At 35.5% G+C, this 26,081-nt stretch carries 24 protein-coding genes; 8 read left to right on the forward strand and 16 right to left on the reverse strand.

Annotated elements, in window-relative coordinates; translation table 11 throughout:
• Positions 1–22 precede the first annotated feature (22 nt).
• A complete protein-coding gene (gene pdhA / locus ACZZZI_RS08285; protein ID WP_316762891.1) occupies positions 23–1,018 on the reverse strand; it encodes a pyruvate dehydrogenase (acetyl-transferring) E1 component subunit alpha in 996 nt (331 codons plus the stop codon).
• 762 nt (positions 1,019–1,780) lie between these two features.
• On the opposite strand from pdhA, the gene ACZZZI_RS08290 reads away from it, so the two are divergent.
• From ACZZZI_RS08290 to ACZZZI_RS08300, 3 genes are all read left to right on the forward strand, one after another.
• The gene (locus ACZZZI_RS08290; protein ID WP_316762894.1) at positions 1,781–2,338 is read left to right on the forward strand and encodes a C40 family peptidase; all 558 of its coding nucleotides are present in this window, start codon (positions 1,781–1,783) and stop codon (positions 2,336–2,338) included.
• A gap of 94 nt (positions 2,339–2,432) precedes the next feature.
• On the forward strand, positions 2,433–3,530 hold the full coding sequence (locus ACZZZI_RS08295) for a CapA family protein (protein WP_463489151.1): 1,098 nt from the start codon (positions 2,433–2,435) through the stop codon (positions 3,528–3,530).
• A gap of 85 nt (positions 3,531–3,615) precedes the next feature.
• Complete coding sequence (locus ACZZZI_RS08300) at positions 3,616–3,798, forward strand: hypothetical protein (protein WP_316762899.1); 183 nt, start codon at positions 3,616–3,618, stop codon at positions 3,796–3,798.
• A 129-nt stretch (positions 3,799–3,927) separates the two neighbouring features.
• On the opposite strand, the gene ACZZZI_RS08305 is transcribed toward ACZZZI_RS08300, so the two are convergent.
• From ACZZZI_RS08305 to ACZZZI_RS08315, 3 genes are all read right to left on the reverse strand, one after another.
• Positions 3,928–4,143: a helix-turn-helix domain-containing protein gene (locus ACZZZI_RS08305; protein ID WP_316762903.1), complete on the reverse strand. Its 216-nt coding sequence runs from the start codon at positions 4,141–4,143 to the stop codon at positions 3,928–3,930.
• A gap of 117 nt (positions 4,144–4,260) precedes the next feature.
• Positions 4,261–4,446 (reverse strand): hypothetical protein, encoded by a 186-nt coding sequence (locus ACZZZI_RS08310; RefSeq protein WP_316762905.1) that lies wholly within the window; start codon positions 4,444–4,446, stop codon positions 4,261–4,263.
• 122 nt (positions 4,447–4,568) lie between these two features.
• Complete coding sequence (locus tag ACZZZI_RS08315; RefSeq protein ID WP_463489152.1) at positions 4,569–6,611, reverse strand: M13 family metallopeptidase; 2,043 nt, start codon at positions 6,609–6,611, stop codon at positions 4,569–4,571.
• A gap of 90 nt (positions 6,612–6,701) precedes the next feature.
• On the opposite strand from ACZZZI_RS08315, the gene ACZZZI_RS08320 reads away from it, so the two are divergent.
• On the forward strand, positions 6,702–7,646 hold the full coding sequence (locus ACZZZI_RS08320; RefSeq protein ID WP_316762913.1) for an SPFH domain-containing protein: 945 nt from the start codon (positions 6,702–6,704) through the stop codon (positions 7,644–7,646).
• 78 nt (positions 7,647–7,724) lie between these two features.
• Here the strand turns inward: ACZZZI_RS08320 and ACZZZI_RS08325 are convergent, their stop codons facing one another.
• The 4 genes from ACZZZI_RS08325 to ACZZZI_RS08340 form a co-directional block, all read right to left on the reverse strand.
• Positions 7,725–9,914: a carboxy terminal-processing peptidase gene (locus tag ACZZZI_RS08325; protein WP_344769747.1), complete on the reverse strand. Its 2,190-nt coding sequence runs from the start codon at positions 9,912–9,914 to the stop codon at positions 7,725–7,727.
• 290 nt (positions 9,915–10,204) lie between these two features.
• Positions 10,205–10,873, reverse strand: a complete 669-nt coding sequence (locus ACZZZI_RS08330) for a hypothetical protein (protein ID WP_463489153.1) — start codon at positions 10,871–10,873, stop codon at positions 10,205–10,207.
• A gap of 44 nt (positions 10,874–10,917) precedes the next feature.
• Positions 10,918–11,760, reverse strand: coding sequence for an isoaspartyl peptidase/L-asparaginase (locus tag ACZZZI_RS08335; RefSeq protein ID WP_463489154.1), 843 nt, complete (start codon positions 11,758–11,760; stop codon positions 10,918–10,920).
• 122 nt (positions 11,761–11,882) lie between these two features.
• Entirely contained in the window at positions 11,883–12,758 is an 876-nt protein-coding gene (locus tag ACZZZI_RS08340; protein ID WP_344769741.1) for a cyanophycinase, read from the reverse strand.
• A 293-nt stretch (positions 12,759–13,051) separates the two neighbouring features.
• Between ACZZZI_RS08340 and cphA the strand changes: the two genes are divergently transcribed.
• Positions 13,052–15,667, forward strand: a complete 2,616-nt coding sequence (cphA, locus tag ACZZZI_RS08345; RefSeq protein WP_463489155.1) for a cyanophycin synthetase — start codon at positions 13,052–13,054, stop codon at positions 15,665–15,667.
• A gap of 79 nt (positions 15,668–15,746) precedes the next feature.
• Here cphA and ACZZZI_RS08350 read toward each other — a convergent pair whose 3' ends face one another.
• Complete coding sequence (locus tag ACZZZI_RS08350) at positions 15,747–16,199, reverse strand: ferritin-like domain-containing protein (RefSeq protein ID WP_316762928.1); 453 nt, start codon at positions 16,197–16,199, stop codon at positions 15,747–15,749.
• A 280-nt stretch (positions 16,200–16,479) separates the two neighbouring features.
• Between ACZZZI_RS08350 and ACZZZI_RS08355 the strand changes: the two genes are divergently transcribed.
• Positions 16,480–17,154: a hypothetical protein gene (locus ACZZZI_RS08355; RefSeq protein ID WP_463489156.1), complete on the forward strand. Its 675-nt coding sequence runs from the start codon at positions 16,480–16,482 to the stop codon at positions 17,152–17,154.
• Positions 17,155–17,212: 58 nt separating this feature from the next.
• Positions 17,213–17,620 (forward strand): hypothetical protein, encoded by a 408-nt coding sequence (locus ACZZZI_RS08360; protein WP_424056892.1) that lies wholly within the window; start codon positions 17,213–17,215, stop codon positions 17,618–17,620.
• A gap of 45 nt (positions 17,621–17,665) precedes the next feature.
• Here ACZZZI_RS08360 and ACZZZI_RS08365 read toward each other — a convergent pair whose 3' ends face one another.
• From ACZZZI_RS08365 to ACZZZI_RS08395, 7 genes are all read right to left on the reverse strand, one after another.
• The gene (locus ACZZZI_RS08365; protein WP_463489157.1) at positions 17,666–18,436 is read right to left on the reverse strand and encodes a ThuA domain-containing protein; all 771 of its coding nucleotides are present in this window, start codon (positions 18,434–18,436) and stop codon (positions 17,666–17,668) included.
• A 35-nt stretch (positions 18,437–18,471) separates the two neighbouring features.
• Positions 18,472–18,906 carry a low molecular weight protein-tyrosine-phosphatase gene (locus ACZZZI_RS08370; RefSeq protein ID WP_463489158.1) on the reverse strand — a complete coding sequence of 145 codons (435 nt, stop codon included), beginning with the start codon at positions 18,904–18,906 and terminating at the stop codon, positions 18,472–18,474.
• A gap of 35 nt (positions 18,907–18,941) precedes the next feature.
• The gene (locus tag ACZZZI_RS08375) at positions 18,942–19,367 is read right to left on the reverse strand and encodes a hypothetical protein (protein ID WP_424056895.1); all 426 of its coding nucleotides are present in this window, start codon (positions 19,365–19,367) and stop codon (positions 18,942–18,944) included.
• A gap of 100 nt (positions 19,368–19,467) precedes the next feature.
• Positions 19,468–20,271, reverse strand: coding sequence for a S1/P1 nuclease (locus ACZZZI_RS08380; protein WP_424056896.1), 804 nt, complete (start codon positions 20,269–20,271; stop codon positions 19,468–19,470).
• 2 nt (positions 20,272–20,273) lie between these two features.
• The gene (locus ACZZZI_RS08385; RefSeq protein WP_463489159.1) at positions 20,274–20,825 is read right to left on the reverse strand and encodes a fumarate hydratase; all 552 of its coding nucleotides are present in this window, start codon (positions 20,823–20,825) and stop codon (positions 20,274–20,276) included.
• A gap of 295 nt (positions 20,826–21,120) precedes the next feature.
• A complete protein-coding gene (gene fumC / locus ACZZZI_RS08390; RefSeq protein ID WP_463489160.1) occupies positions 21,121–22,518 on the reverse strand; it encodes a class II fumarate hydratase in 1,398 nt (465 codons plus the stop codon).
• Between the two features lie 274 nt (positions 22,519–22,792).
• Entirely contained in the window at positions 22,793–23,482 is a 690-nt protein-coding gene (locus tag ACZZZI_RS08395) for a helix-turn-helix transcriptional regulator (protein WP_463489161.1), read from the reverse strand.
• Positions 23,483–23,607: 125 nt separating this feature from the next.
• Between ACZZZI_RS08395 and ACZZZI_RS08400 the strand changes: the two genes are divergently transcribed.
• Complete coding sequence (locus ACZZZI_RS08400; protein ID WP_463489162.1) at positions 23,608–26,079, forward strand: hybrid sensor histidine kinase/response regulator; 2,472 nt, start codon at positions 23,608–23,610, stop codon at positions 26,077–26,079.
• Positions 26,080–26,081: the final 2 nt, after the last annotated feature.

Raw genomic sequence — 26,081 nt, forward strand, 5'->3', positions numbered from 1 at the left:
TTAATTGAAATCTTTTATAAAATTAGTCCATTACGTAAGGGTAGTTCTCAGTCTTATATACATCTTTGTATAACTCCGATGCATCTGGCCAAGGAGACTCTTCTGCAAATTTTACAGCCTGATCTACAATTGCCTTAACTTTAGTTTCTACTTCTTCAATCCAAGCTTCATCAGCATACTTTTCTTTAAGAATAGTTTCTCTTGCGTGCTCTACTGGATCTTTTGCTTTGTAATCTTCTAATTCTTCTTTAGTACGATATTTAGCTGGATCAGACATTGAGTGACCGCGGTAACGGTAAGTTCTCATTTCTAAGAAAGTTGGTCCTTCGCCTTTACGAGCACGTTGAATCGCTTCATCCATTGCATTATGTACCGCAACTGGGTCCATACCATCAACTGGCGCACATGGCATATCAAAACCTAAACCAATTTTATAAATATCAGTCATGTTGGTGGTACGTTGTACCGAAGTACCCATTGCGTAACCATTGTTTTCGCAAACAAAAATTACTGGCAATTTCCACAACATAGCCATGTTAAAAGTTTCGTTTAATGCACCCTGGCGTACAGCGCCATCGCCCATATAACAAATATTAACATTATCTGTTCCTTTGTATTTTTCTGCAAAAGCAACACCAGCACCTAATGGAATCTGACCTCCAACAATTGCATGGCCACCATAAAAGTTATGTTCTTTGCTAAACATGTGCATCGAACCACCTTTACCTTTAGAGCAACCTGTAGCTTTACCATACATTTCAGCCATAATGCTATCAGCACTTACACCTAAAGCTAAAGCATGAGCGTGATCACGGTAGGTTGTAATCATAGAATCACCTTTTTGCATTGCAGATATAGCGCCTGCAACTACAGCTTCTTGTCCAATGTATAAATGACAAAAGCCACGTATTTTTTGTTGTCCGTATAACTGGCCAGTTTTCTCCTCGAATTTACGCATAAGCAACATCGATTCGAACCACTTTAACCAAGTATCTTTATTTATTTCTACTGCACTCATTTTATGGTATTTGTTTTTTTGCGACAGCAAATCTAATTTTTTTATTGTAATTTTTGGCACTTTTTAGTGTAAAAACATCATGTTATTTGACCCGATATTATATTTAACACTTGTTTTACAATTAAATAAGTTAAATCCTACCTATTTCTGTCAAAACACCGATTTTATAGATTTCAAACTTCGCAAGTTATCGCATTATAGATTCAATTTATCGGGAAATTTAATTCTGTAAAACCACCTTTACTCCTAATTATAAATATTTACAGAAAGGCAATTGCAGATGCTTTTCGGTTAACGCAGTCCCGCCATACGCATTATCTTTTTTGGTAACATTTCTGCAGAAATTTTAATTACTACAACAAAAAAGTATAATTGCTGCTGTCGGGCTTAGTTAAATTTGGCCTGGAGGTTGTAACTTAGAACTCCAAATTAGTTTTATAAATTATTGCAATTGGCAAATAGCACCATGTTATTAACGCAAACTGAATCACCTTGAGCCTGTTTAATATCTTTTTATAATCCAGTGTTTAACAACACGCTAGATGAGATTTTTTTGATGTTTTACAGGAGTTCCTTTTCTAGATAAAAATCATTCAAAAAAGAGCTGTTTTCAGCTCGATATCGTTAAAATGTTAATAACTTTCACTTTTTAACATCTAACATTTGGATAACATTTGTATAATTAATACTTTTGGCAACCAACAATAAGCCCATGTGGTTTACGTTAATGTGTAAGTGAATACCCAAACATAACTGTATAACATGATTAAAAAATTTTTGTTTTCATCCCTAATCGCTATTTGCACGCTCTCTACCGCATTTGCGCAAACAAAAACAAAAGAAACAGGCAAAGAATTAACAGACCCTGACAATTTAGCATCACAGTATTTTTCTCAAGTTATGGGCGTTGCCGTTGATGCGACTTCTAACTTAAAACTATACAAGTTTGTATACGAATGGATTGGAACCCCTTATAGTTTCGGTGGAAATACAAAAAAAGGGATAGATTGTTCTGCTTTTACTAAAGCGATTTACGATAAAGTTTTCAACACTACGATTAGAAGAAACTCAAGAGATATTTTTAGCATGGTTGATCCATTATCTAAAGAAGATTTAAAAGAGGGTGATTTGGTTTTCTTCAAGATAAAAAGCAGAAGCATTTCTCATATTGGTATTTACTTAGGCGATAATAGATTTGCACACGCATCTAGTTCTCGTGGTGTTGTAATTAGCAATTTAAACGAGCCTTATTACAGCCGTTATTTTTACAAGGGTGGCCGTATTTTAGAATCGTTTAAAAAAGATTTTACAGTTGAATAGAAAATTGACGATTGTAGATTTACGATTATTGATTAAATAGATATAATCCTCCTGAAGAAATTTTGGAGGATTTTTTTATACCATATAGATTTAAATGAAATTTTTAAAAAGCATAATTTTATCCTCCATTGGAATAATCGTATTTATTAGTTGTACCAGTAACAGTGCACAGGTTAAAGTTCCTGTAGTAAAACAAGATACAATAATCAGGAAACTGAAAGATACCATATCAATTACTGCCGTGGGCGATATTATGCTTGGATCGGCTTTTCCATCAAAAACAAACCTGCCACCAGATGATGCTGTAAATAGTTTTGAAGCTGTAGATAGCTTGCTGAATGGCGATATCGTTTTTGGAAATTTAGAGGGTTGTTTTTTAAATTCTGGAAATTCTAATAAATGTAATGGCATTAACCCGAACAACTGTTATGCTTTCCGCATGCCCGAACGTTATGCAGGTATTTACAAAAAAGCTGGCTTTAACGTATTAAGTATTGCTAATAACCATGTTGGCGATTTTGATGCTAAAGGACGTAAAAATACAGCCAGAATTTTAGATTCTCTGCAAATTCATTATGCAGGACAACTCAATAAACCTTTCGAGATTTTTGAAAAAGATAGCGTGAAGTATGCATTTTGTGCATTTGCACCAAATGAAAATACGGTGTCGATTAACAAAATTGATAGTGCAAAGGCGCTTGTTGCCCGATTAAAAACGATGGCAGATTTAGTAATTGTTTCTTTTCATGGCGGCGGCGAAGGAGCAAGATTTGAGCACGTAAAACGTAAGAATGAGATTTTTTACAAAGAAAATCGTGGCAACGTTTATGCTTTTGCTCACGCAGTTATAGATGCAGGGGCTGATGTAGTTTTAGGCCATGGACCTCATGTAACCCGTGCAGTTGAAGTTTACAAGAATAAATTTATTGCTTATAGCCTGGGGAATTTTTGCACTTATGGGATGTTTAGCCTAAAAGGTAATAATGGAATTGCACCTTTACTTCAGCTTAAAGTAAATGGCAAAGGCGATTTTCTATCTGCAAACGTGGTTTCAATTAAGCAGGATAAAATAAGCCGATTAACAGTTGATGATAGCTTTGCTGCTTTTAAAAGGATAAAACAACTCACAGATGAAGATTTTATTGGTCATCAGTTAAAATTCGAGAATAATAAAATTACTTTGAAAGATTAATCTTCTATTACATCTATCTTAATTTATTTCAGAATCTTTGGTTTTTAAATTCTAGTTAGCACGATTGAAGATAAAATTTTAACAAATGAAAAAGGGATTAATACTTCATTATATAATTGGTATTGCAGCAGCATTTTTGGTGTTAATGGCCGCTTACTACATTAACCAAAATCCGAAAAACTTATTATCGGCTGGAATTATTATAATAGCGGGCTGTTTAGTTGCTTTTAGCCAGTTTCAAATTATCAAACACAAGAAAAAACAATAATGATTCTTGTTATACTTCAATCTACCAAAGCTGAAAGCTTTAAAGATGGTTCTTATCTTGGGCTCGCTATCGGGGCTGTAATAATCCTTTATATTTTATCAAGGAAATTTATAAAACGGAAATAAATCCTTACACCTTTAAAAGTTCAAGGATATCAAGTTTTAATAAAACAGCAATTTGAAGTACCCGCTTTAAGGGAACATTTCTAATATCTCTTTCATTTCTAGAATATGTATTTTGCGAGATATCTAACTGTTCAGCCATATACTCCTGACTAAATTCGAGTTCTGTACGCCTTAAACGTATTCTTTCGGTAATTAATTTGTAATGCGCTTCTTTCCCCATAATTAAATTTTAATTATTTTTGGGATGAGTGAATTGCAACAATAAGGGATAAATCAAATATGATAAATATTATTTAAAATATTCTTTTTACCAGCAGACAATTATTTACCTGAATAACTAAACTTCATCCTTAGTATTTTTCACCAAACCAATTCCTGAAAGAAAGAATAACAGACCTATTATTCCATAAACCATTAAGCCACGTGTTTGTTGGCTGTGATTGACAAACCCATAACCAGCATATATAAGGGCTATTACCCCCAAAATGGTTAATATGGTTCCGAAAGTGCGTTTTACATTCATAGGTTTTAAATTGATTATGATAAGACAACTGATTTTAACTTTTGTTTTAATTGCACAAAAAAGCCTGGTTTCAATTGTTGAAACCAGGCTCAAATAACATAAATAATTGATACTCCTTCAGATTACCAAACGCCCAATCGGTTTTCTGGTGCGATATACATTTTCGCTGTTGCAGGAACATTAAATGCTTTATAAAAAGCCTCCATGTTGTAAACTGGCCCATTAACACGGAACATTTCAGGACTATGTGGATCTGCTTTTAAACGCATACGCATACGCTCATCTCTATTCTTAATCCGCCATACTTGTGCAAAACTTAAAAAGAAGCGTTGGTCAGGTGTAAAACCATCAATTTTTTTATTTTCTTTTCCTTGTTCGGTCAGCTTAAAAGCATCAAAAGCGATATTTAAACCACCTATATCAGCTAAGTTTTCGCCTAAAGTTAATGCACCATTTACGTGCTGGTTATCAAGAAGCGCAAATTTGCTGTAAAACTGCTCTACCTTATCTGCTTTAGTTTTAAACTTAGCAGCGTCGTCTTTAGTCCACCATTCTTTTAAATTCCCAACAGCATCGTATTGACGACCTTGATCATCAAAACCATGAGTCATTTCATGTCCGATAACAGCACCGATTGCACCATAGTTAATGGCATCATCAGCATTGAAGGCGAAGAAAGGGAATTGCAAAATCCCTGCAGGAAACACAATTTCGTTATAGGCCGGATTGTAGTAAGCATTTACTGTTGGCGGAGTCATAAACCACTCGCTCTTATCTACAGCTTTACCCAACTTAGCCATCATTTCTTTATAGGCATTTTTTTGAGCGGATTGAAGATTTGCAAAAAAGGTATTTTTAGCGATCTCTACGTCATCGTACTTTTTCCATTTATCAGTATAACCGATTTTTTTAACGAAAGCATTTAATTTTTCAAGTGCCTTTTTCTTTGTTTCAGCACTCATCCAATCTAAATTTTTAATGCGTTGCTCGTACACTTTCTGTAAGTTATTAACCAATTCAAGCATACGTTTTTTAGCCTCAGGTTTAAAATACTGCTCAGAATACAACTGGCCTAGCAAATCGCCAAGATTATTATCTGCGTTATTAACCATCGATTTCCAACGCTCAGTTTGAGATTGGCGACCTGAAAGTGTTTTATCGAAAAACTCAAATCTTGCATCTCTAAACTTTTGTGTTAGCGCATAAGCACTCTCATTTAATGCATCGAATTTTAGCTTTTCTTTCCAGATTGCGATTGGTTGTGTTTTTATAAGATTACCTAAAGCGACATAATATTTCGGCTGACGAACAATTATAGTATCTACACTAGCACCTAATTTGCTTAAAACTGACTTGAAATCGATATTAGGCACTTGCTTTTGGAAATCGCTGACAGCGAACTTATTGTAATTTTTTTGAGGATCGCGTTGCTCTACAGGTGTAAAATGCGATTGAGCTAAAGCCGTTTCGAGCTTTAGTATATCGCTAGCATATTTAGTTCCATTAGCTGAATCGCCAGCAAGTGTAAAAATTTTAGAAATATACGCTTGATACTGACTTCTTATCTTTTTTGCCTTATCATCCTGATCCAGGTAATAACTTCTTTCAGGTAAATTAATCCCCGACTGAGAGAATACCAATGCATTTTTAGAACTAATTTTATCATCTGGCTCAACTGAAAATCCTAGTAAATCGCCTTCTGCATTTTTATAACCATCAGCAATAAAATTAATTAAATCTTTATCATTCTTAATTGCATCAATTTTCGACAATAAAGGCTTAATTGGTTCAATGCCCAATTTTTCGATGGTAACAGAATCCATTCCGCTGGTATAAAAATCACCAACTTTTTGCTCCGCTGTTCCCTTTGCGGCATTTCCTTTAGCAGCATTTTCTAAAATACCTTTTAAATTTTTAAGGTTATCGTTATACAAAGTATAAAATGAACCCCAACCAGTTTCCGTTTTCGGAATTTCAGTATTTTTTATCCATTTTCCATTCGCATAAAGGAAAAAATTATCACCTGGCTTTACAGTTGTATCCATTCCAGCTGTATCAAAAAACATAGTGCGTTGGTCTGCCTCAGTAACCTGATGGCTTTTATCATTCTGGCAAGCAGCTAAAAATAGTAAAGCTGCCGCTGGAAGAAATATACTTTTTTTCATATGGTTAAAATTAGTTAGTTAAGTAAAGCTACAAAAAGGAGGATGTAGTTTGTATGATTTTTTTTATAACTTCATCAAAAAAATCTAATTATGCAATACGCAATTTACATTCTAATTATCTTCGGGGTTATAATCCTTTTAAGTTCGTTCGTAACTGTAAAACAAGGAACCATCGCTGTAATTACTGTTTTTGGAAAATATCAGCGACAGTTAAGACCAGGATTAAACTTTAAAATCCCGTTAATTGAGCAAATTTATTCACGCATTTCGATTCAGAATCGTTCTGTAGAATTATCTTTTCAGGCTGTTACACAAGATCAGGCTAACGTTTATTTCAAAGCGATGCTTTTGTACTCTGTTGTTAATCAGGATGAGGAAACCATTAAAAATGTTGCCTTTAAATTTGTTGATGCAACCAATTTAATGCAGGCCTTAATCAGAACTATTGAAGGTTCGATTCGTGCTTATGTTGCAACACAAAAGCAAGCTAATGTTTTGGCTCAGCGCAACGAAATTGTACTTCATGTCAAGGAACAAATCGATCAGGTTTTAGATGGATGGGGTTATCACTTACAGGATTTACAGTTAAACGACATTACCTTTGATGAAGAGATTATGCGCTCAATGAGCCGTGTGGTAGCTTCTAATAACTTAAAAGCAGCTGCTGAAAACGAAGGACAGGCTTTATTAATTACCAAAACAAAGGGTGCAGAAGCTGATGGTAATGCAATTAAGATTGCAGCTATGGCAGAACGTGAAGCGGCGCAACTTCGCGGTCAGGGTATTGCTTTGTTTAGAGAAGAGGTGGCAAAGGGTATGACTAATGCTGCACATGAAATGCAACAAGCCAACTTAGATACATCGGTTATTCTTTTCACTATGTGGACAGAAGCAATTAAACAATTTGCAGAATATGGCGAAGGAAATATTATCTTTTTAGATGGTAGTACCGAAGGGATGAATAAAACGATGAAAGAAATGATGGCGATGCAAATGAACAGACAAAACGAGCCAAATTCGCCATTGAATAAATAATTTCTATTCTAATCATTAAACATAAAAAAGCCGCTTAAGTTTACACTTAAGCGGCTTTACTTTTATATTATGCTCTGATTAGTTATTCTTTGGCATTAAACCAAGGTTCATAACGTAGTTGCCAGATTGCTGCATGAAATCGCCCATCACATGTAAAGATTCATCTTCAATAAAGTCGAAAGCATCTTGTTTAGTTGCTTTATCGCCTTTTTTAATTGTAGGTAAGCCTCTTGCTGTTCTTAATTCGTTAACACGGGCTAAAGATTTAATTTCTTGTGCTTCGCGTTCTGCCTTAAGCTTAGCTTCATTCAGTGTAACCGATACTTCCGTATCACGTTTCTTCATTTCTGCAATATCTTCTTTCAGATATTTAAAATCCAAAGAATTAGCAATACGTTGTTCGCTGTTTTTAATCAGATTTGGTTTAACTGGTGTTAAATTCGCAACCATTTTAAAGTTCGAGCTTGGAATAACATCCCAAGGCAAAGCAGACGGTTCTGTATCTTCACCAATTTTATCCATTGGATATACCGATGGGAATACAACATCTGGTGTTACACCTTTATGCTGAGTACTACTTCCCGCTACTCTATAGAATTTAGCCATAGTCAGGTTAATCTGACCCAGGTTAATATCGGCAGCAGTTGTAGCTGATGGAGCTGTTCCTGTTGTTTTATTTTTAGTTACTATAGCAGCCATTCTTTGAAGCATACTTGGATTAACCAACTTATTTAAATCGATAGATGATTGAACCGTTCCTTTACCGTAAGTTTGGCTACCCATAATAATACCGCGTCCATAATCCTGAATTGCACCTGCAAAAATTTCAGAAGCTGAAGCACTTAAACGGTCAACCATTACGCCGAAAGGGCCATCCCAAGCAACGCCCGAGTTTTCATCCTCATCAACTTCAATTTTATTACGTAAATCTTTAACCTGTACAACAGGACCTTTATCGATAAACAAACCTGTTAACGAAATAGCTTCAACCAAAGAACCACCACCGTTACCGCGTAAATCCATTATAATTCCATCAACTTTATCAAATGTTTTTAAGGAGTCGATTAGTTTTCTAACGTCGCGGGTTGTGCTTTTGTAGTTTTTATCGCCAGCGTTAGCAGCTTTAAAATCAGCATAGAAAGCAGGTAAAGTAATAATACCCATTTTGTATTCTTTACCGTTTTGATTTATGGTTTTAACTTTCTTTTTTGCAGAAGTTTCTTCCAAAACTATTTTATCGCGAACTAATGATATGATTAACGGTTTAGAGGACATTTCTTTGCCCGAAGGAATTACCTTTAAACGAACTTTCGTTCCTTTAGCGCCTTTTATTTTAGCTACAGTTGCATCTAATCTCCAGCCAACAACATCAACAAACTCGCCATCGCCTTGGGCTACAGCAATAATTCTATCACCAGGACTTAATTGCTTATCTTTAAAAGCTGGTCCGCCAGCAATAATTTCCGAAATTTTTACAACTTCGTTTTCCAATTGTAAACGAGCACCAATACCTTCGAAAGAGCGAGACATATCTTCGTTGAAAGCAACCGCATTTACTGGGTTAAAGTAATTTGTATGTGGATCAATCGATTCTGTAAATGCATCCATTAAAATTTGGAATACATCTTGATTATTTGTTTTAGCAGTTTGCGATTGAAGATTTTGATAGCGCTTCGTTAATGTTTCTACATTTTTACCTGCTGCTGTTCCCGCTAAATTCAGATTAATTAATTCGTACTTAACACGTTTTTTCCAGGTATCATTTAAAGCGGTAATAGAAGCTGCCCATGGCATTTTCTCTCTATCATAAGTGTAAGAATCAGTTTGATTAAAATCGTATTTGTTTTTAATTTGAGCTAGAGAATAAGAGAAATATTCGTTTAGGCGTTTTGCATAAACATTATAGATATAAAATGGAGCACTTAAATCGCCGTTTTTGAAATCATCATCCAAAGAATATCTGTATTTTTCAAATTCTTTAATATCAGAGGCTAAAAAGTAATTTTTACCCTGATCTAAAGATTTGATATACTTATCTAGAATTAGTGAAGAAATGGAATCATTTATTTCCAGCTTCTTGTAATTGTAGCTTTCTATTAAGTTAACAACTTCTCTAATAACCAATTGCTGCTGTTCATCTGGTTTAACATTGGTAACACCATCAACAACAGGCTGTGTTTTAGGAGCCGCTTGGCAAGCTAGTACTGCAGCGGTAAAAAGTACAAAAAATATTCTCTTCAACATCTCTTTAAATAATTTAAAATCCATTTCTAATTCTATATAGCCAATATGATACCATTTTCTCAAATAAACAAAAAAGAGACAGCTTTATTACCGTCTCTTTTTAAAACGTATCAAATCTAACTAAAAGCTTTTTATTTATCAATCTTCGAAAATAACGATATTGTAAGCTTTTTGTTTTAAAATGAAGACTTTAAGTAGGAATTTGGGTGTAAGATTACACTCTAATTATGGCTATGTTAAATAGTGTTAAATTAATTTGCAATAGCGTAAATCAGTTAAACTTCAATGTGAATTATAATACATTGAAGGTTTTACTATTTCTTTGAAGAGAGTTTGCTTGCGATAACATCGCGTGCATCTTTTATTTGTGCTTTATACTGATTGCTTTTGATTGAGCTAGCTAAAAGTTCTGCTTGATTTAAATCTTTTGATGCGAGTATAAAATCTTTCTTCTTAATTTTTACCTGCACAAGGCCTAAAACAGATTCAATGTATGAAGTATTACTTTTTAGTTGCTTAGCTAGAATACCTTGTTGTGTGTAAAACCACATAGATTGTGTGTATTTGTTGTTGGCTAAATAAACTTTACCTAAAATATTATAGGTATTCATTTGCCCAACTCTACTACCCATTTTAGAGTAATTTTTTAAAACTACATTCAACAGTATCTGTTCTGCATCACTAAAACGACCTAACTGATAATGCATATTGCTCATTTTAATGAGCGCCTGGCAATAAAGATTAAAGTTTTTTACAGCATTAAATTCAAAAGCCGCTTTTCCAAATAGAGTTAAAGCCTCACTAAAATCACCTTTTTTCTCTAGGTCTTCTGCATCTTCAAAGTAGTTATTTCCTTCAGCCAAATCATACTTAGAAACCGCAATATTTATGGCGCTGCCACCTAATCCAGGCTCCTGGTTATCCGATTTATCTATATTTTGTGCGTAAAGTTGTAAAGAGGCAAAAAGGCTTAAAAAAGCCATAACCATTTTAGTCATGCAACAAAAATAATACTTTAATTCAATTTTTAGCTAAATACCTGTAAATTAACATCAAAAGCGGCCCAAACCATATATGGATGCGAATCACAATGGTAAACTTCGCCTTTTGCAGTGATTCCAACTACTCCAGCAAAGCCATCGAATGCTTTAAGTTCATTAAACGATTTATCAGAAGCATCTTTCAAATTAAAACCGTCAGTTACCCTGGTTACAATTTTTGCAGCTAAAGCGCCACTTACTATATCTTCGCCAACACCTGTACAAGAGATGCCAGCATATTGGTTGGCGTAGTTACCCGCTACCGTTGCAGAATCGCTAACGCGACAAGGAATTTCGAAGCCTTTTCCTCCAGTAGAGGTTGCAGCAGCAAGATTACCATCGTGATCTAAAGCGACACAGCCAACAGTTCCTTTATTATTTTGTTGATTTAATTTCGCTTCGTACTCTGATTGACGTTGAGGAGTAATTGGACTAATATAATCAAATCCGTTTTTACGGGCAAAACTCTGAGCGCCTTCACCACTTAAAACACGATCATCATACTTTAATAGTTCTTTGGCAATTTCAATAGGATTTTTAACATCTTCCAGATTGATTACACCACTAAATTGCTCTGTTCTACCATCCATTAAAGCGGCACTTAATCTCACTTTACCATCGCTTTGAATTTGAGAACCAATACCAGCATTAAACAGTTCGTCATCTTCTAACAAAGCAACCGTATAAACAACCGTTTCGAGGGCAGTATGGGTTTTTAAATATTCGTGACCAAGCGTAACAATATGTGCTAATGCATCTTGTTTGGCTTTTTTTGTTTCCTGGTTGGTGGATGATTCACTAAAAAAGCCACCGTGTATAATTAATTTCATTTTGTTAGGATCGAGGCGTGAATAATAGGCATCAAAATATAGTGGTTAAGTATTGCGATTTCAACATCAAGAATAGAAACATAATGCGTTGTTCGCCTTACTATCAATTTTATACTTAAGCCTTACCCAGCTGGAATAACTTTTGGATGGTGAATAACTAAACTGTGATCAGTTAAATCATAAACATCGCCATCGCACATTACATGTACCACCATATTTTTTATCGATACAGGTTGCCCCATTTCAACATCAGTTAAGTTTGTATCAGCCATCTGGCGGCCATCAACCAAAATAACCATTCCAGAGCCAATCGCCTCCATTATGTGCCCATCTGAGATAAATAAACCTGTATCTTCGCCTAAACCAATACCTAATATACCTGGGTTGCTTGCTGCTGCGTATAATAAACGGCCAATTCTTCCGCGTTGAACAAAGTGTGTATCAACAATTACATCGTCAATAAACCCTAATCCACCAGTAATTTTAACTTCGCCCTTAAGTAAAGCATCTTTACTGCTGCCCTGATAAATCATATTTTTAGAACTTGCTGCTGCGCCAGCCGAAGTTCCTGCAATTACTACAGATTCATTTTTATATTTTTCTAAAAGGATTTGATGGATTTTCGTGCCACCAAAAATTGAAGATAAGCGTAGCTGATCTCCGCCTGTAAAAATAATTACGTCGGCAGCTTTAATACGCTCACAATTTTCTTCCGAATTTGAATCTTCGCGATTTGCAATGTTTAATACACCAACATTATGAACATCTAATTGTGCATAGGCTTTAATATACTCTTCACCTACTTTTTCAGGCATTAAAGAAGCCGTAGTGATAATTTCAAAACGTGATTCTATATCTTTTATCGATTCGGTTGTAATTCTTTTTAAAATCCCACGTTCAAAGAAATTCATGTTTTCGGGCAATCCAAATTGCGTTTCTGCAAAGCTGCCTGTGTTTATTGCACCACCAATAATGATGAGTTTACCTTTCGGAACCATTTGTTGTGTATTATTATTGTATCAAAAAACTCAAATATATCAGCTTATGATAAAAAACACGACTTTTTTTGTCAATAATATTCACTTTATTAACAAACGTTAAAATAATTCTGTCAAAATTCGCTACTCTTCATACTGAAAATAAAACAATTATATCAAATATTTGATTTAGGTATTTGCAGCATCTACTTTCAAAATAAATGCATAATTTACAATCATCAATTTCATTATCAAAATTTGAACTAAAAAGGCAATCCCAATTCCTTGTTTAACAAAAAACGACAAAGCATTACATGAAGATATCAAACATACAAGTACTAAGAGGGCCGAATATTTGGTCAATAAGTCGCAAAAAATTAATTCAAATGCGACTAGATTTGGAGGAATTAGAGCAAAGACCAACAAACACAATTGAGGGATTTAGTGAGCGAATTGAGAAATTGCTTCCCAGTATGTTTAGCCATCGTTGTTCGAAGGGTGTTGAAGGGGGATTTTTTACTCGCGTAAAAGAAGGAACCTGGATGGGGCACGTAATAGAGCATATTGCGTTAGAAATTCAAACTATTGCTGGAATGGAAACTGGTTTTGGCCGTACCCGCCAAACTAAAACTGAAGGAATATATAACGTTGTTTTTAGTTATCTGGAAGAAAAGGTAGGTGTTTATGCGGCAGAAGCAGCTGTAAAAATTGCACAAGCTTTAATTGATAATGTAGAGTACGATTTAGAACACGATATCCGCAGGATGAAAGAAATCCGCGAACTCGAAGCCCTTGGCCCAAGTACAGGTTCAATTGTGCAGGAAGCGGTTAGCAGAAATATTCCGTGGATTAGGCTTAATAAAAGTTCGTTAGTGCAGTTGGGTTATGGTAAAAACCAGGTTCGTTTTAGAGCTACCATGACGGAAAAAACAAGCAGTATTGCTGTTGATATTGCAAGTAATAAAGAAGAAACCAAACGCTTATTAACGGAAGCGGCAATTCCTGTGGCATCGGGTGTTACCATTTCAAATCCAGATGAGTTAGAAGCTTCGGTAAATAAAGTTGGGTTTCCATTAGTTTTTAAGCCTTTGGATGGCAATCACGGTAAAGGTGCAACCATTAATGTTAAAACTATGGAGGCTGCAAAAGCAGCTTTTGAATATGCAAAGACTTATTCTCGAAGGGTTATTATTGAAAAGTTTATTACTGGCTTTGATTTTCGAATATTAGTAATCGACCATAAAGTTGTTGCAGCAGCGCAACGCGATCCTGCCCATGTAAGAGGAAATGGAATTCACAGCATTCAGGAATTAATTGATAAAGAAAATGAAGATCCGCGTCGTGGTTATGGGCATGAAAATGTACTTACCGAAATCTCGGTTGATAGAGACACGTTAGATTTACTAGCCAAAAAAGAATATACATTGGAAACGATTCCTGAAAAGGGCGAAATCGTTTACCTAAAATCTACCGCAAACTTAAGTACAGGTGGAACATCAATTGATGTAACCGATATTGTTCACCCCCAAAATATTTTTATTTGCGAAAGGATTTCCAGAGTAATTGGATTGGATATTTGCGGAATTGATATCATGGCCCAAAACCTTACTCAACCTCTTACCGAAAATGGTGGTGTTGTTTTGGAGGTTAACGCTGCACCTGGTTTCAGAATGCATTTGGCACCAAGCGAAGGCTTACCTCGAAATGTTGCAGCGTCGGTTGTAGATATGCTTTATCCGCAAGGCAGATTATCACAAATTCCAATTATTGCGGTAACGGGAACAAATGGCAAAACTACAACAACCCGCTTAATTGCACATATTATCCGCAGCAATGGTAAGCGTGTTGGTTTTACTACCAGCGATGGCGTTTACGTTCATAACACCATGTTGATGAAAGGCGATACAACTGGCCCCGTAAGCGCAGAATTTATTTTAAAAGATCCAACAGTAGAGTTTGCTGTTTTGGAGACAGCCAGAGGAGGCATTTTAAGGGCAGGCCTAGGCTTTAACGCTTGCGATATTGGCGTGGTGACCAACATTCAGGAAGACCATTTAGGTATTTCTGATATTCATAATCTTGATGATTTAACCAGAGTAAAAGCTGTAGTTATTGGAGCTGTGCGCCGTAAAGGTTGGGCTGTATTAAACGCCGACAATGGTTATTGCGTTAAAATTGCACGAGATGCCCGTTGTAATGTTGCTTACTTCAGTATGGATGAAAATAATCCTGTAATTAAGGAACATTGCAGAAAAGGTGGTATTGCAGCTATTTATGAAAATGGCTTTATCACAATCAAAACAGGCGATTGGAAATTAAGAGTTGATAAAGCAACGCATATTCCACTAACTTTTGGTGGCTCCGTAAACTTTATGATTCAGAATGTTTTAGCTGCAACTTTGGCTACCTATTTATGGGGTTACAAACCAGAAGATATCCGCTTATCGCTCGAAACTTTTATTCCGTCGGCAGCGCATACGCCAGGAAGGATGAATATTTTCAGGTTTAAAGAATTTAAAGTATTAGTCGATTTTGCTCATAATCCTGATGGCTTTAATGGAATTAAAGCTTATTTACAAAGTATTGAAGCAACTGAACACGTTGGTATTATTTCGGCAACTGGCGATAGACGAGATGAAGACATTATGGAAACGGCTAGAATTTCGGCACAAATGTTTGATAAAATTTATATTTGCCAGGAGAAATATTTACGCGGTCGCCAACAACAAGAACTGGTAGATTTATTGGTAAAAGGAATTACGGAAGTAGACCCGAACAAAGAGATTATCATTAACAATAAAAGTACTGAATGCTTGCAGATTGCAATTGAAACTGCTAAGAAAGGCTCGTATTTAACCATTTTAAGTAACACGATTGATAATACAATCCAAAGAGTTACGGAACATTTGGATCGGGAATTAGAAGCTTAAATTCTTGTAAAAAAGTAATCAAATAAAAACCCGCTTACTGAAATTCAGTAAGCGGGTTTCTATTTAAAAAGCTAATTCATTATTGTGAATCGCGTAATCTTTTGATTTCATCATGTGAAGTTCTTAATGATGCTTTTTGATCGGAAATCAACTCCCTGATATTAGAAGGCAATTCCTCTTCTTCTAGTGCCATTTTATATGCATTTTGAGCTGCATCTTCTCCAAATTCGCAATTATTTAAAACAGTCTGGCGATCGTGACCTGTGAATAAAGCCTTAACATCCATCCAACCTCTATAAATTTTACCAGAAGTAGTGGTTCCAGTATCAATGTCTTCACCAGAAGCTGCAATTTCTGTAGCCAAAGCCATTTTATATTTCTGACTTTCTTCAATCATATTTAAAAATAAAGATTTTAAATCCGCATCGCCATCTGTTAATTCCTGACGAGCTTTTTCATAACCTTTTATACGGTCGTTGTTAATTTGAACTAAATCGTTTAAAACCTCTGCGGTTGCTGTTGTAGTTTTCATGTTTTTATTTTTTATAGTTTCGATGTACTAATTCAACACAAGCAATCAAAAAAAAGTTTGTCATCTTTTTTAAATACTTACAACAATTAGCTATACTACGCTTAAATCGATAATCAAAATAGGCCTTAATTAGACCGCAGACAAACAAAATCTGTAAATGTTAGGATTGCGTTAAGCTACAGTCGCATATTTTTTACTTAAAATCCGAACTCAAAAGGCTAATAAATTTGTTTTATAAATGCAGATTGCAAATATTCAAAAACCATCAAATCCTTACATTATGAACGCTTTTACTCTAAATCCTCCCGATGGTGGTACCATGTACACCGAAACAAATCTTTATCAACTATTCCCCGAGCCTTTAAATGCCATAACCAGTTGTTTCTTTTTGGCCATAGCAGTTTATTTTACTTTTAAAGTTAGGGGTAATTTTAAGCAGCACACCTTCATGAGTCTTGTTTTGGTACTACTTTATATCGGTGGAATTGGCGGAACAACTTACCATGGGTTTAGGCGATGGCCGATATTTATTATGATGGATTGGTTGCCAATTATGCTGCTCTGCCTATCGGCTGGAGTCTATTTTTTGGCAAGAATAACGAAATGGTATTTTGCTGTTTTTATTGTTTTTATCTACGCGATGTTTCAATTTTTCTTAAGAAAAGAATTTACAGGAGGCGACTTTCAAATATTCATTAACATAAATTATGCATTTATGGCTGCATTGGTTTTATTTCCTGTTTTTGGCTATTTGCTTAAAACCAACTGGAAGAATGGGAAGTGGGTGGGTTTTGCACTAATTGCATTTGTATTCGCTCTAACCTTCCGTATTGCCGATAAGTGGGAAATATTGCCAATGGGAACACATTTCTTATGGCATACTTTTGGAGCAGTTGCATCTTTTTGTATGCTTAATTTCATATACCTGGTTAACGCCAAAGAAATTAAATCTTAATAAAATCTTCATTCTTAAAAGGTGTAAATCTACTATATTCGTAAAAAATAATTTACAAATGAAAAAAATATTGATTTTATCCGCACTTATATTAGGCTTAAACTTTGCTTCGAACGCACAGGGAATTTTAAGTAAAGTAGGTTCAGCTGCTGCATCGGCAACAGGCTTTGATGCTACAAGTCTTACCTCTGGTATTTTAGGTAAGTTAACACCTGCCTTGAGTTTAACCCCAGCGCAAAAACCTACGGTAAGCACTATAGTAAAAGATTTCTTAGTTCAAAAAGCAACCATTATTGCGACCAAAAAAACTGATCCTGCTGCATACCAAAGTAAATTTGGAAAATTAGCTTCAGGATTAAAATCGAAATTGGGAACAGCTTTAACTGTGGCTCAACTTGCAAAATTTACTGCGCTAAAACCTGCTACTAATACACCTTCGAACGTGCTATCTCAGCTTTTCTACTAGTTGAATTTTTATTTGTGAGAGATCAATAAACCTCCCACAATAAAATTAAAGCAACTTTGAATGTGCCTTTGAGTAATCCAGATTCTTTTGATTACCTATGGCATACTCGATTCCACCGTATAAATGTTTTAAAAAGCGATCTTCTTTCCAGCTTTCCTCGGTGTGCCCCATTGAAGTATAAAAAGCTCTTCCACCATCAAAATTGTGGTACCAGCTAAATGGATGGAATTTACCATTTTTACCGCCTTTGTAAGAAGATTCATCTAATGTAATTAGTACCTTGATATCTGGGTTGATACTTTTAAAGTTATATAACTCATCCCTGTGCATCCAAACAGAATCGGTCATAAACTTTGTTGAAGGATGTTTTTTATCTTTAATAACAAAGCGTGCATCCTGCTGCGCTGGATGATCTAAAAAATAAGCTCCAGCCAATTTACCATACCAAGGCCAATCGTATTCTGTATCGGTTGCAGCATGAATACCCACGTAACCACCTCCAGCTTGTATGTAACGTTCAAAAACTGCTTGCTGTGCATCATCTAAAACATCACCTGTGGTACTTAGAAAAATAACGCTTGCATATTTCTTCAGGTTTGCTTCTGTAAATAAAGCTGCATTTTCAGTGGTGTCTACAGTAAAATTATGTTCAGCACCTAATTTCTGAATAGCTATTTTTCCAGCTTCAATAGAAGCATGTCGAAAACCTTTAGTTTTTGAGAACACTAAAACCCTAGGTGTTTTTTTAGCTGAAATATAACTTTGCAGGAAAGTAACGGCAAGTAGTAACAGGCAAAAAGAAAGAATCTTTTTCATAATTATGGTTGGTTAGAGATTTGAATCAACCTAAATTAAGAAAGTTGTTTGATAATTTCTTTACATCTTTCTTCAACTTGTTGGCAAACTGGGCTAAACAGACTGTTATCCCAATATGGGTCTGTAACTTCATCGTTATCCAAAAAAAGCTTCACCTTTTTCCGCTCTAAATCATTTTTTGCAAGGCTTTGAACATCCCTCAAATTATTTCTGTCCATCACCAGAATTAAATCATATTCGGCGAACATTTTATGATTAAACTGTTGCGCCCGCTGATTACTGATGTTGTAGCCAAAAGATTTAGCTGCCGAAATACTTCTATGATCAGGTGCGTTTCCAATATGCCAGTGCCCTGTACCTGCTGATGCGATTTTCCAATTTAGATTTTGTTCATCAGATAAATGGCGCATAATGCCTTCGGCAAGTGGCGAACGGCAAATATTGCCAAGACAAACCATTAAAATTTTCAAAATTATAGGCCCTTAAAATAATAAATAAAGTTTTTTTACTTCTCTTTATAGATGTAAACAAAAGTATAAACAATTCCAGCTTGGGGAGCGGTAGTTACGGTTTGTACAAGTTTACCTTCTTTTAATATTAATGGTGAATTTGGCGATGATGATAAAAATATTTTGTCGCCATCTCTTCTCCAGGTTGTAACGCTTTTGTTAATTACGAAAAGATCGCATAATGCGCCATTCGACCCCGCTGTGAAAGTACCATCCTTTGCAAACGAAATAGTCATTGTGGCGTCGCAACTACTCGGTCCCATTAATTCAAGATAGTTTGAGCTTGTTTTAGTGCCAATCGTCATTGCTGGTGTAACGGTAGTCGATTCTATTTTCCAGTTTGTGCTGGTAAGCGTTTTGTCTACATCTTTTTTACACGATAGTGCAGTACAGATTACGAGCATTAATAATAGCTTTTTCATTTGATTAGATTTGATAAGTTAAACGTAGTAAATTATTAATACGCTACAAAGGACAAAAGAAAAATCCCCCAGAATTTGGAGGATTTTTTTTTTAGAGAAACTATCCGTAAATATCATTCAGCATCTTTGCTAAACGAACACCACCTTTTAAAAGCTGTTGATTAAGTGTATCAACCCACTCAAAGTTATAGCGGTAACTTAATTTCGAATCAGGTTTGGTTTTATCGTATATTTTAGCACAAACGGTGTAAGATTCGTAAATGCAATCTTTTAAACTGGTGTTTTTCCAATTATATAATTGCACTGCCGATGGGTGATTGATTGCCTTCGTATATTCTGTATAACTTAATTGCTGATACTCGATTAACTGCTCATCCCAAACACGGTGTAAATTAGATTTTTCATTAAACCATAGTACAGAAACCCTGTTACCACCTAAATCTTCTTTGTGGGCAACATGCATAGGCTGACATAAATCGCCTGCCATGTGTACTAACATGCGTAAGGCTAATTGTTTTTCGGATGCAGTGCTGCTTTTTTTCTTTAAAACCGCCGTTAAATCGATTATTTTATTGTAAAGGTTTGGCGCCTTCTCTGTTTCTAAAATACTGAAAACACCTTGTTTATCCAATCCTCCAGGAAGGTTTACAAAGTGCCAGTTATACATATAGTTATAAGTAGAATCCGATTTAATGAAATCGCCCCAGTTTGCACACATGGCTAAACTTTCGGAGCCTAAAATAGCTTGTATCGCTTTGCGAGCTTTTGGTGTCAGGTAACTATCGGCAACTTCGCCAACCACACGATGACCGATCATGCCCCAGGCTTTAACTTGAGTTGGCACGTAAGCCAATAATACTACCGCTAATGCAATAACTAATTTCTTTTTAATTGATGATATCATTTTTATAACTTTTTTTGTACGCAGGTTATTTTTTCTTTAAACGAAAGTTTAATCTCTCGCTGATCACTCAAACTTTCGAGTAAAATGGAATCGGAAGTACGTTTTTTGATGAGAAAATTTTGGTCGTAACGGCCAATGCGATAACAGCCAGATATTTTTTGTTTATAGTTGGCATAGGTAAAAGTTGCTCCAACAAATAAGGTGTCGCCTTTTACAGCATATACACCTTTTGCGTATTCTTTCCAAACGCCATTGTTATAGCAAGAATCTTCGTAGAAATTAATTTTACTATGCGTTACAAAATCTATATAAACTGAATCGCAGCTAAATTTAAAGTGATGTTGGGTATAGTTTTTTAATTTATCGCTAAAAGCAACTGAATCTTCGTTCCAAATGCCTTGCATAAATGCTTCGCCTTTACCCTGAATATTAGGACGAGGAGAGCAGGCAAGCTGCAAAACAGAAAAGGCAAAAAGAATGATATACAAAGGCTTTAACCTTGAGGAACGATGGATGATTTTCAAACCAAGATGTTTGTTTTTTGACTTTTGCATTTTTAGCAGGGCAACTATTTTAAATTCGAGCACTGTTTTGAGTTAAATAAACCCGATTGTAGCGGAAAGCTTTTTGTTGTAGCAACCGTTAATATATTATAATGCTGAGGTATGAAACAGATGCTTCGTTCCTCAGCATTTCAGAAATTCAAAAACTTGAAGCAAAAAGCGGGACTATCGAATCCGAAAAACTACTGTCTTTGCTTTACCCAAAATTTTCATTCAAAGTCGAAAGTAAAAACATTCATCCTTCGAATATGCTAAGAATGACCGTGTTTTTACTTTCTTAATGTGGTTATTTCAAGCTACCAACCATATCTTCCGGACGAACCCACTCATCGAATTGTTCGTTAGTTAATAAGCCCAACTCTACAGCTGCTGCCTTTAAAGTTTTGTTTTCTTTATGTGCTTTCTTTGCAATTTTAGCTGCATTTTCATAACCAACATGAGGGTTTAAAGCAGTAACCAACATTAACGAGTTTTGTAAGTGTTTCTCAATTTCGGGCAAGTTAGCAGTAATGCCTTCTGCACATTTATCGGTGAAAGAAACGCAGGCATCGCCAATTAAACGAGCAGATTGTAACACGTTTGCCGCGATTAATGGTTTGAAAACGTTCAACTCGAAATGGCCAGACATACCACCAACCGAAACTGCAACATCGTTACCGATTACCTGAGCACAAACCATGGTTAGCGCTTCTGGCTGCGTAGGATTAACTTTTCCTGGCATAATTGAAGAACCCGGTTCGTTATCGGGAATTACGATTTCGCCAATACCACAACGTGGGCCAGAACTTAACATACGTACATCATTAGCAACTTTCATTAAAGCAACCGCAGTACGTTTTAAAGCACCAGAAAGTTCAACCATTGCATCGTGAGCGGCTAATGCTTCGAATTTATTTGGAGCAGTTACAAAAGGCAAGCCTGTTAAATCGGCAATTTTTTGAGCTACTAAAACATCGTAACCTTTTGGTGTATTTAAACCTGTACCAACAGCGGTACCACCTAAAGCCAATTCGGCAACCATTACCAAAGCATTTTTAATTGCCCTGATGCTGTTATCGATTTGTTGTACATAACCCGAAAATTCTTGACCTAAAGTTAAAGGCGTAGCATCCATAAAATGGGTACGGCCAGTTTTAACTATCGAACTAAATTCTTCGACCTTTTTAGCTAAGGCATTTCTTAAATGTGTTAAACCTGGAATGGTATTTTCTACCGTTAATTTATAGGCTGCAATATGCATTGCAGTTGGATAAGTATCGTTAGATGATTGCGATTTGTTTACATCATCGTTCGGGTGAAGCACTTTTTTATCATCAGCCAATGCGCCACCATTAATTACGTGAGCACGATTTGCAATTACCTCATTTCCGTTCATGTTACTTTGCGTACCAGAACCTGTTTGCCAAATTACCAATGGAAATTGATCATCTAACTTACCTGCAATAATTTCATCGCACGCTTTTGCAATTAATTCTGCTTTATCTGCAGCAAGTACGCCAAGCTCGGTATTAGCCAAAGCTGCCGCTTTTTTCAAATAGCCAAAAGCATGAATAATTTCTTTAGGCATCGAACCTTCTGGACCGATTTTGAAGTTATTGCGTGAGCGTTCGGTTTGTGCACCCCAGTATTTGTCGGCAGGCACTTGAACCTCGCCCATGGTATCGTGTTCTATTCTGAAACTCATTATATTTTGATTTTTGTTGTGGCAAATTTAAGTTTTTAGATTTTTAAAGCGTTGGATTTATGTAAGATATTTAATGCAAAGCGAAATATAATTAGAAAAGGCGCAGCTGTGGTTTTTGCTGAGCATTTAGCTAGTTTGGTTTATAACCGAAATTACCATTTTGTACCACCTAAACATTACTTAGCAGAAAACCGAATTTCGATTTTTCATCACGAGCGGATTTGAAACGAGGGCTATGCCGCTTACAATCTATTGTGATTTGCTTTTCAAATAATTAGAAATTTACAGGCAGCATACTCATATAATCGCTCAGTGGCATGTGCTCAGTTTTTAAGAAGGATTTTTCCAGGTTTTTAAGACAAATAATTCGTGTTAGGTTGAAATCGCGATATTGGTTTCTGAAATGACACCAGGCAATTAAATGCCAACTAAAAGCATAAAAGATTAAACCTATTGGTTCTACTTGGCGTTTGCTTATTTCTCCTTTTGCATTTTTATAATCTAATTCGATCATTTGCTTATCGGAAATTGCATTCTGTATTAATGACAGGTATTCGTAATTGAAAGATAATCGTTCTGGAACTTGCAATTTGATGTGCTGATTCATGGTTTCCAGTTTTTCTTTCTGACTGGTTTTTAAAACAGCCTTTACCTTTGTTAACGCTGATGAATAATGTGAGCGAATGGAATTATCGGCAAAACCATTAACCAAGCTTTCTACTAATAAAAGGGCGTTTGCTTCATCCATATTAAAAGAAACTGGTGGCAGAAAATAACCCTGAACCAAAAAATACCCCTTGTTTTGCTCGAAGCTTACAGGAATGCCTTGTTCGCCTAAAGCTTTAATATCACGATATACTGTGCGAACGCTCATATCGAATCGCTCGGCAATTTTTTCTGCGCTTATATATTTCCGCGATTGCAGTAAAGTTAAAATTCCAAAAAGGCGGTCGATGCGATTCATAGTTTAGGCTGGAATAAAATTAAGTAATTATTTCAAACCTTTTAGGTTAGGTAATTGTATTAATTAGTTCAACATGTCTTTTTGGCGAAAACTTACGTTAAATAGTACGACAGAATCTAATATAAATGGCGGCCGTTATTCAGAAACGTTTTTTCAGGGCAATAAAAAGTAAAGTGATTATTGGTTTTTTATTCGCCTGTTTTGCCTTGCTTTTGGCTTGGGGAATAAGCAAGTTTGCTTTTACCAGAATGCTGAATACGGTTGAAGAAATTTCTGCACCAAATGATCGATTAAGAATTGTAAACGATTTATCGCACAAAATTGCGAGGTTAGATCAGCTGCAACGCGATGAAGCTTTTAATAAGCAAAACAATAACAGCTTCCTTAAAGAATCGCGAAAATTAAGATCGAGTTTAGATACTTTAAGTAAGTTATATAATGGCGATTCGCTGCAACTGGTACGAATAAAATCCATCAAAAATCTACTCGTAGAAAGAGATAAACAATTTATTTCTTATTTAAAAGTTCGTGAAACGCTGGTTAATACTAAATCTTTCTCTGACGAGGTTCAGAAATTAAATGAACTGGTTACCACTCGAACCAGACAAACAGATAGCGCAGTTTTAACAACTGAAACCACAACCTCTACCACTACCGTTGCACCCGAAGAAGAAGAAAAATCGAGAGGCTTTTTGAGCAAGTTATTTGGCAAAAAGAAAGCCGATGTTTACAAAATTATTAATGAAGAGTTTAAGGTAAAACGCGATACTTTAAACGCCAAGGCCGAAGACAGCATTATGAAAAGCATGACTGGCTCTTTAAAAACCATTGAAAAAGAACAGCGGCAAAAGAGTGAGAAATTTTTAAAACGTGAAGCTGATTTATCGAATGCCAGTAATACTTTAACCAATCAAATGCTGCAAATTTTGAGAGAGGTTGAAGCGCAAGCGGTAACACAAGTAGATTTAAATGGCATACAAGCGAAGCAGGTGGTTAACGATGGTATCACCCAAATTACAACAATCATTATTGCATTCTTTTTGATTACTGTCATTTTGCTTTATCTCATTTTAACCGATATTACCAAGAGCAATAAATATAGAAAAGAACTGGAGGCTGCTAAAGACGAAGCCGAATATCATGGCAAAGCCAAACAGCGTTTTCTTTCGAATATGAGCCACGAAATTCGTACGCCTTTACAATCAATACTGGGTTACGCCGAACTGATCACACAACAAGAAAATCCTAAGAAAAAAGACATTGATGCAATTTACCAGTCTTCCATCCATTTGTTACAAATTGTAAACGAGGTTTTAGATTATAACCGAATTATTTCGGGAGAGTTTAGCTTTAATAACCAGGTATTTGATATTAGAAAAATTTTGGATGAAGTTACCTCTGTAATGCGCCCTCTTGCCGAACAGAAATCGCTTAAATTAATTACCGACTTAGATTTAGACCATGTTGAATTTGTTAAAGGCGATGCCTTTAGATTGAAACAAATCTTGTTTAACATTTTAGGCAATGCTGTGAAATTTACGCTAAAAGGCCAGATTAATTTAGCTGTATCATGCAAGAAACAACACGATAGCTTACATTTTCAATTTACAATAAAAGATACTGGAATAGGTTTTGAAGAAAAGGATATTCCGAAAATATTTAATGAATTCGAACAAATTGAATCGCCTGAAAAATATGTAATTAACCAAACTGGAACAGGTTTAGGATTGCCTATTGTTAAGTCACTAATCGAAGCGCAAGGTGGCCGCATCCATGTAAAAAGCAAGCCAGGTTTAGGTACAACCTTTAATATTTATTTAACTTATAAAGAAACTGAAGAACGCACAAATGACCTGCTAGACTTGGATCATTATACAATTGTAAATCCAGGTACGGTTTGGATAATTGATGATGATAAATTAATCCTGGATTTATGTGGTTTAATTTTCGAGAAGAATAAAATCCCTTATAAAAGTTTTAGTTTGGTGGCCGACATTTTAAACGAAACACCGCTTGACGACTTGAAATATGTACTTGTTGATATGCGCCTACCTGAAATGACGGGCTTGGAGCTTTGCCACATCTTAAAGAGAAAACTTCCAAAAACCATTAAGTTTTACGCCATTACAGCTCAGGTTTTACCTGAAGAACGTAAAATGGTTTTAAGCGAGGGCTTTGATGGCTTAATTATGAAACCTTTTCAGACGGTAGATTTATTATCAATTTTTGATAAAACAGAAATTATTACCGAACAACCTGAATTCGATTTTTCATCAATTGAGAAAATGACTTTTGGCGACCAGCAAATGCTGGAGAAAATTCTCAACCGTTTTAAACAAGATTGCATTGATGATGCTGCTGAATTAAAAATTTATCTCGACGAAAATAACCAGGATAAAACGAGATTACTTGTTCATCGACTTGCGGGCAGAACAGCACAAATGGGCTCTAAAACTTTAGCACACGCATTTAGAATACTTGAAATAGAAGTAGCTGAACAAGGAATTACAAATCAGCATAAAGAAGAAATTTTGCTGCAGTTGAAGAAGTTGGATGCCTTGATAAAAGTTATGGAAGAAATGGATTATATGGTTTAAAT

This window comes from Pedobacter sp. AC190, assembly GCF_979258025.1.

Bases quoted from the DNA above. Each gene is read 5' to 3' on its own strand.
- ACZZZI_RS08395 (WP_463489161.1), bottom strand. From the start codon at position 23,482: ATGAATCGCATCGACCGCCTTTTTGGAATTTTAACTTTACTGCAATCG.
- ACZZZI_RS08400 (WP_463489162.1), top strand. From the start codon at position 23,608: ATGGCGGCCGTTATTCAGAAACGTTTTTTCAGGGCAATAAAAAGTAAA.
- ACZZZI_RS08320 (WP_316762913.1), top strand. From the start codon at position 6,702: ATGCAATACGCAATTTACATTCTAATTATCTTCGGGGTTATAATCCTT.
- ACZZZI_RS08305 (WP_316762903.1), bottom strand. From the start codon at position 4,143: ATGGGGAAAGAAGCGCATTACAAATTAATTACCGAAAGAATACGTTTA.
- fumC (WP_463489160.1), bottom strand. From the start codon at position 22,518: ATGAGTTTCAGAATAGAACACGATACCATGGGCGAGGTTCAAGTGCCT.
- ACZZZI_RS08300 (WP_316762899.1), top strand. From the start codon at position 3,616: ATGAAAAAGGGATTAATACTTCATTATATAATTGGTATTGCAGCAGCA.
- ACZZZI_RS08290 (WP_316762894.1), top strand. From the start codon at position 1,781: ATGATTAAAAAATTTTTGTTTTCATCCCTAATCGCTATTTGCACGCTC.
- cphA (WP_463489155.1), top strand. From the start codon at position 13,052: ATGAAGATATCAAACATACAAGTACTAAGAGGGCCGAATATTTGGTCA.
- ACZZZI_RS08310 (WP_316762905.1), bottom strand. From the start codon at position 4,446: ATGAATGTAAAACGCACTTTCGGAACCATATTAACCATTTTGGGGGTA.
- ACZZZI_RS08325 (WP_344769747.1), bottom strand. From the start codon at position 9,914: ATGGATTTTAAATTATTTAAAGAGATGTTGAAGAGAATATTTTTTGTA.
- ACZZZI_RS08380 (WP_424056896.1), bottom strand. From the start codon at position 20,271: ATGATATCATCAATTAAAAAGAAATTAGTTATTGCATTAGCGGTAGTA.
- ACZZZI_RS08335 (WP_463489154.1), bottom strand. From the start codon at position 11,760: ATGAAATTAATTATACACGGTGGCTTTTTTAGTGAATCATCCACCAAC.
- ACZZZI_RS08365 (WP_463489157.1), bottom strand. From the start codon at position 18,436: ATGAAAAAGATTCTTTCTTTTTGCCTGTTACTACTTGCCGTTACTTTC.
- ACZZZI_RS08330 (WP_463489153.1), bottom strand. From the start codon at position 10,873: ATGGCTTTTTTAAGCCTTTTTGCCTCTTTACAACTTTACGCACAAAAT.
- ACZZZI_RS08355 (WP_463489156.1), top strand. From the start codon at position 16,480: ATGAACGCTTTTACTCTAAATCCTCCCGATGGTGGTACCATGTACACC.
- ACZZZI_RS08360 (WP_424056892.1), top strand. From the start codon at position 17,213: ATGAAAAAAATATTGATTTTATCCGCACTTATATTAGGCTTAAACTTT.
- ACZZZI_RS08385 (WP_463489159.1), bottom strand. From the start codon at position 20,825: ATGCAAAAGTCAAAAAACAAACATCTTGGTTTGAAAATCATCCATCGT.
- ACZZZI_RS08350 (WP_316762928.1), bottom strand. From the start codon at position 16,199: ATGAAAACTACAACAGCAACCGCAGAGGTTTTAAACGATTTAGTTCAA.
- ACZZZI_RS08340 (WP_344769741.1), bottom strand. From the start codon at position 12,758: ATGGTTCCGAAAGGTAAACTCATCATTATTGGTGGTGCAATAAACACA.
- pdhA (WP_316762891.1), bottom strand. From the start codon at position 1,018: ATGAGTGCAGTAGAAATAAATAAAGATACTTGGTTAAAGTGGTTCGAA.
- ACZZZI_RS08375 (WP_424056895.1), bottom strand. From the start codon at position 19,367: ATGAAAAAGCTATTATTAATGCTCGTAATCTGTACTGCACTATCGTGT.
- ACZZZI_RS08295 (WP_463489151.1), top strand. From the start codon at position 2,433: ATGAAATTTTTAAAAAGCATAATTTTATCCTCCATTGGAATAATCGTA.
- ACZZZI_RS08315 (WP_463489152.1), bottom strand. From the start codon at position 6,611: ATGAAAAAAAGTATATTTCTTCCAGCGGCAGCTTTACTATTTTTAGCT.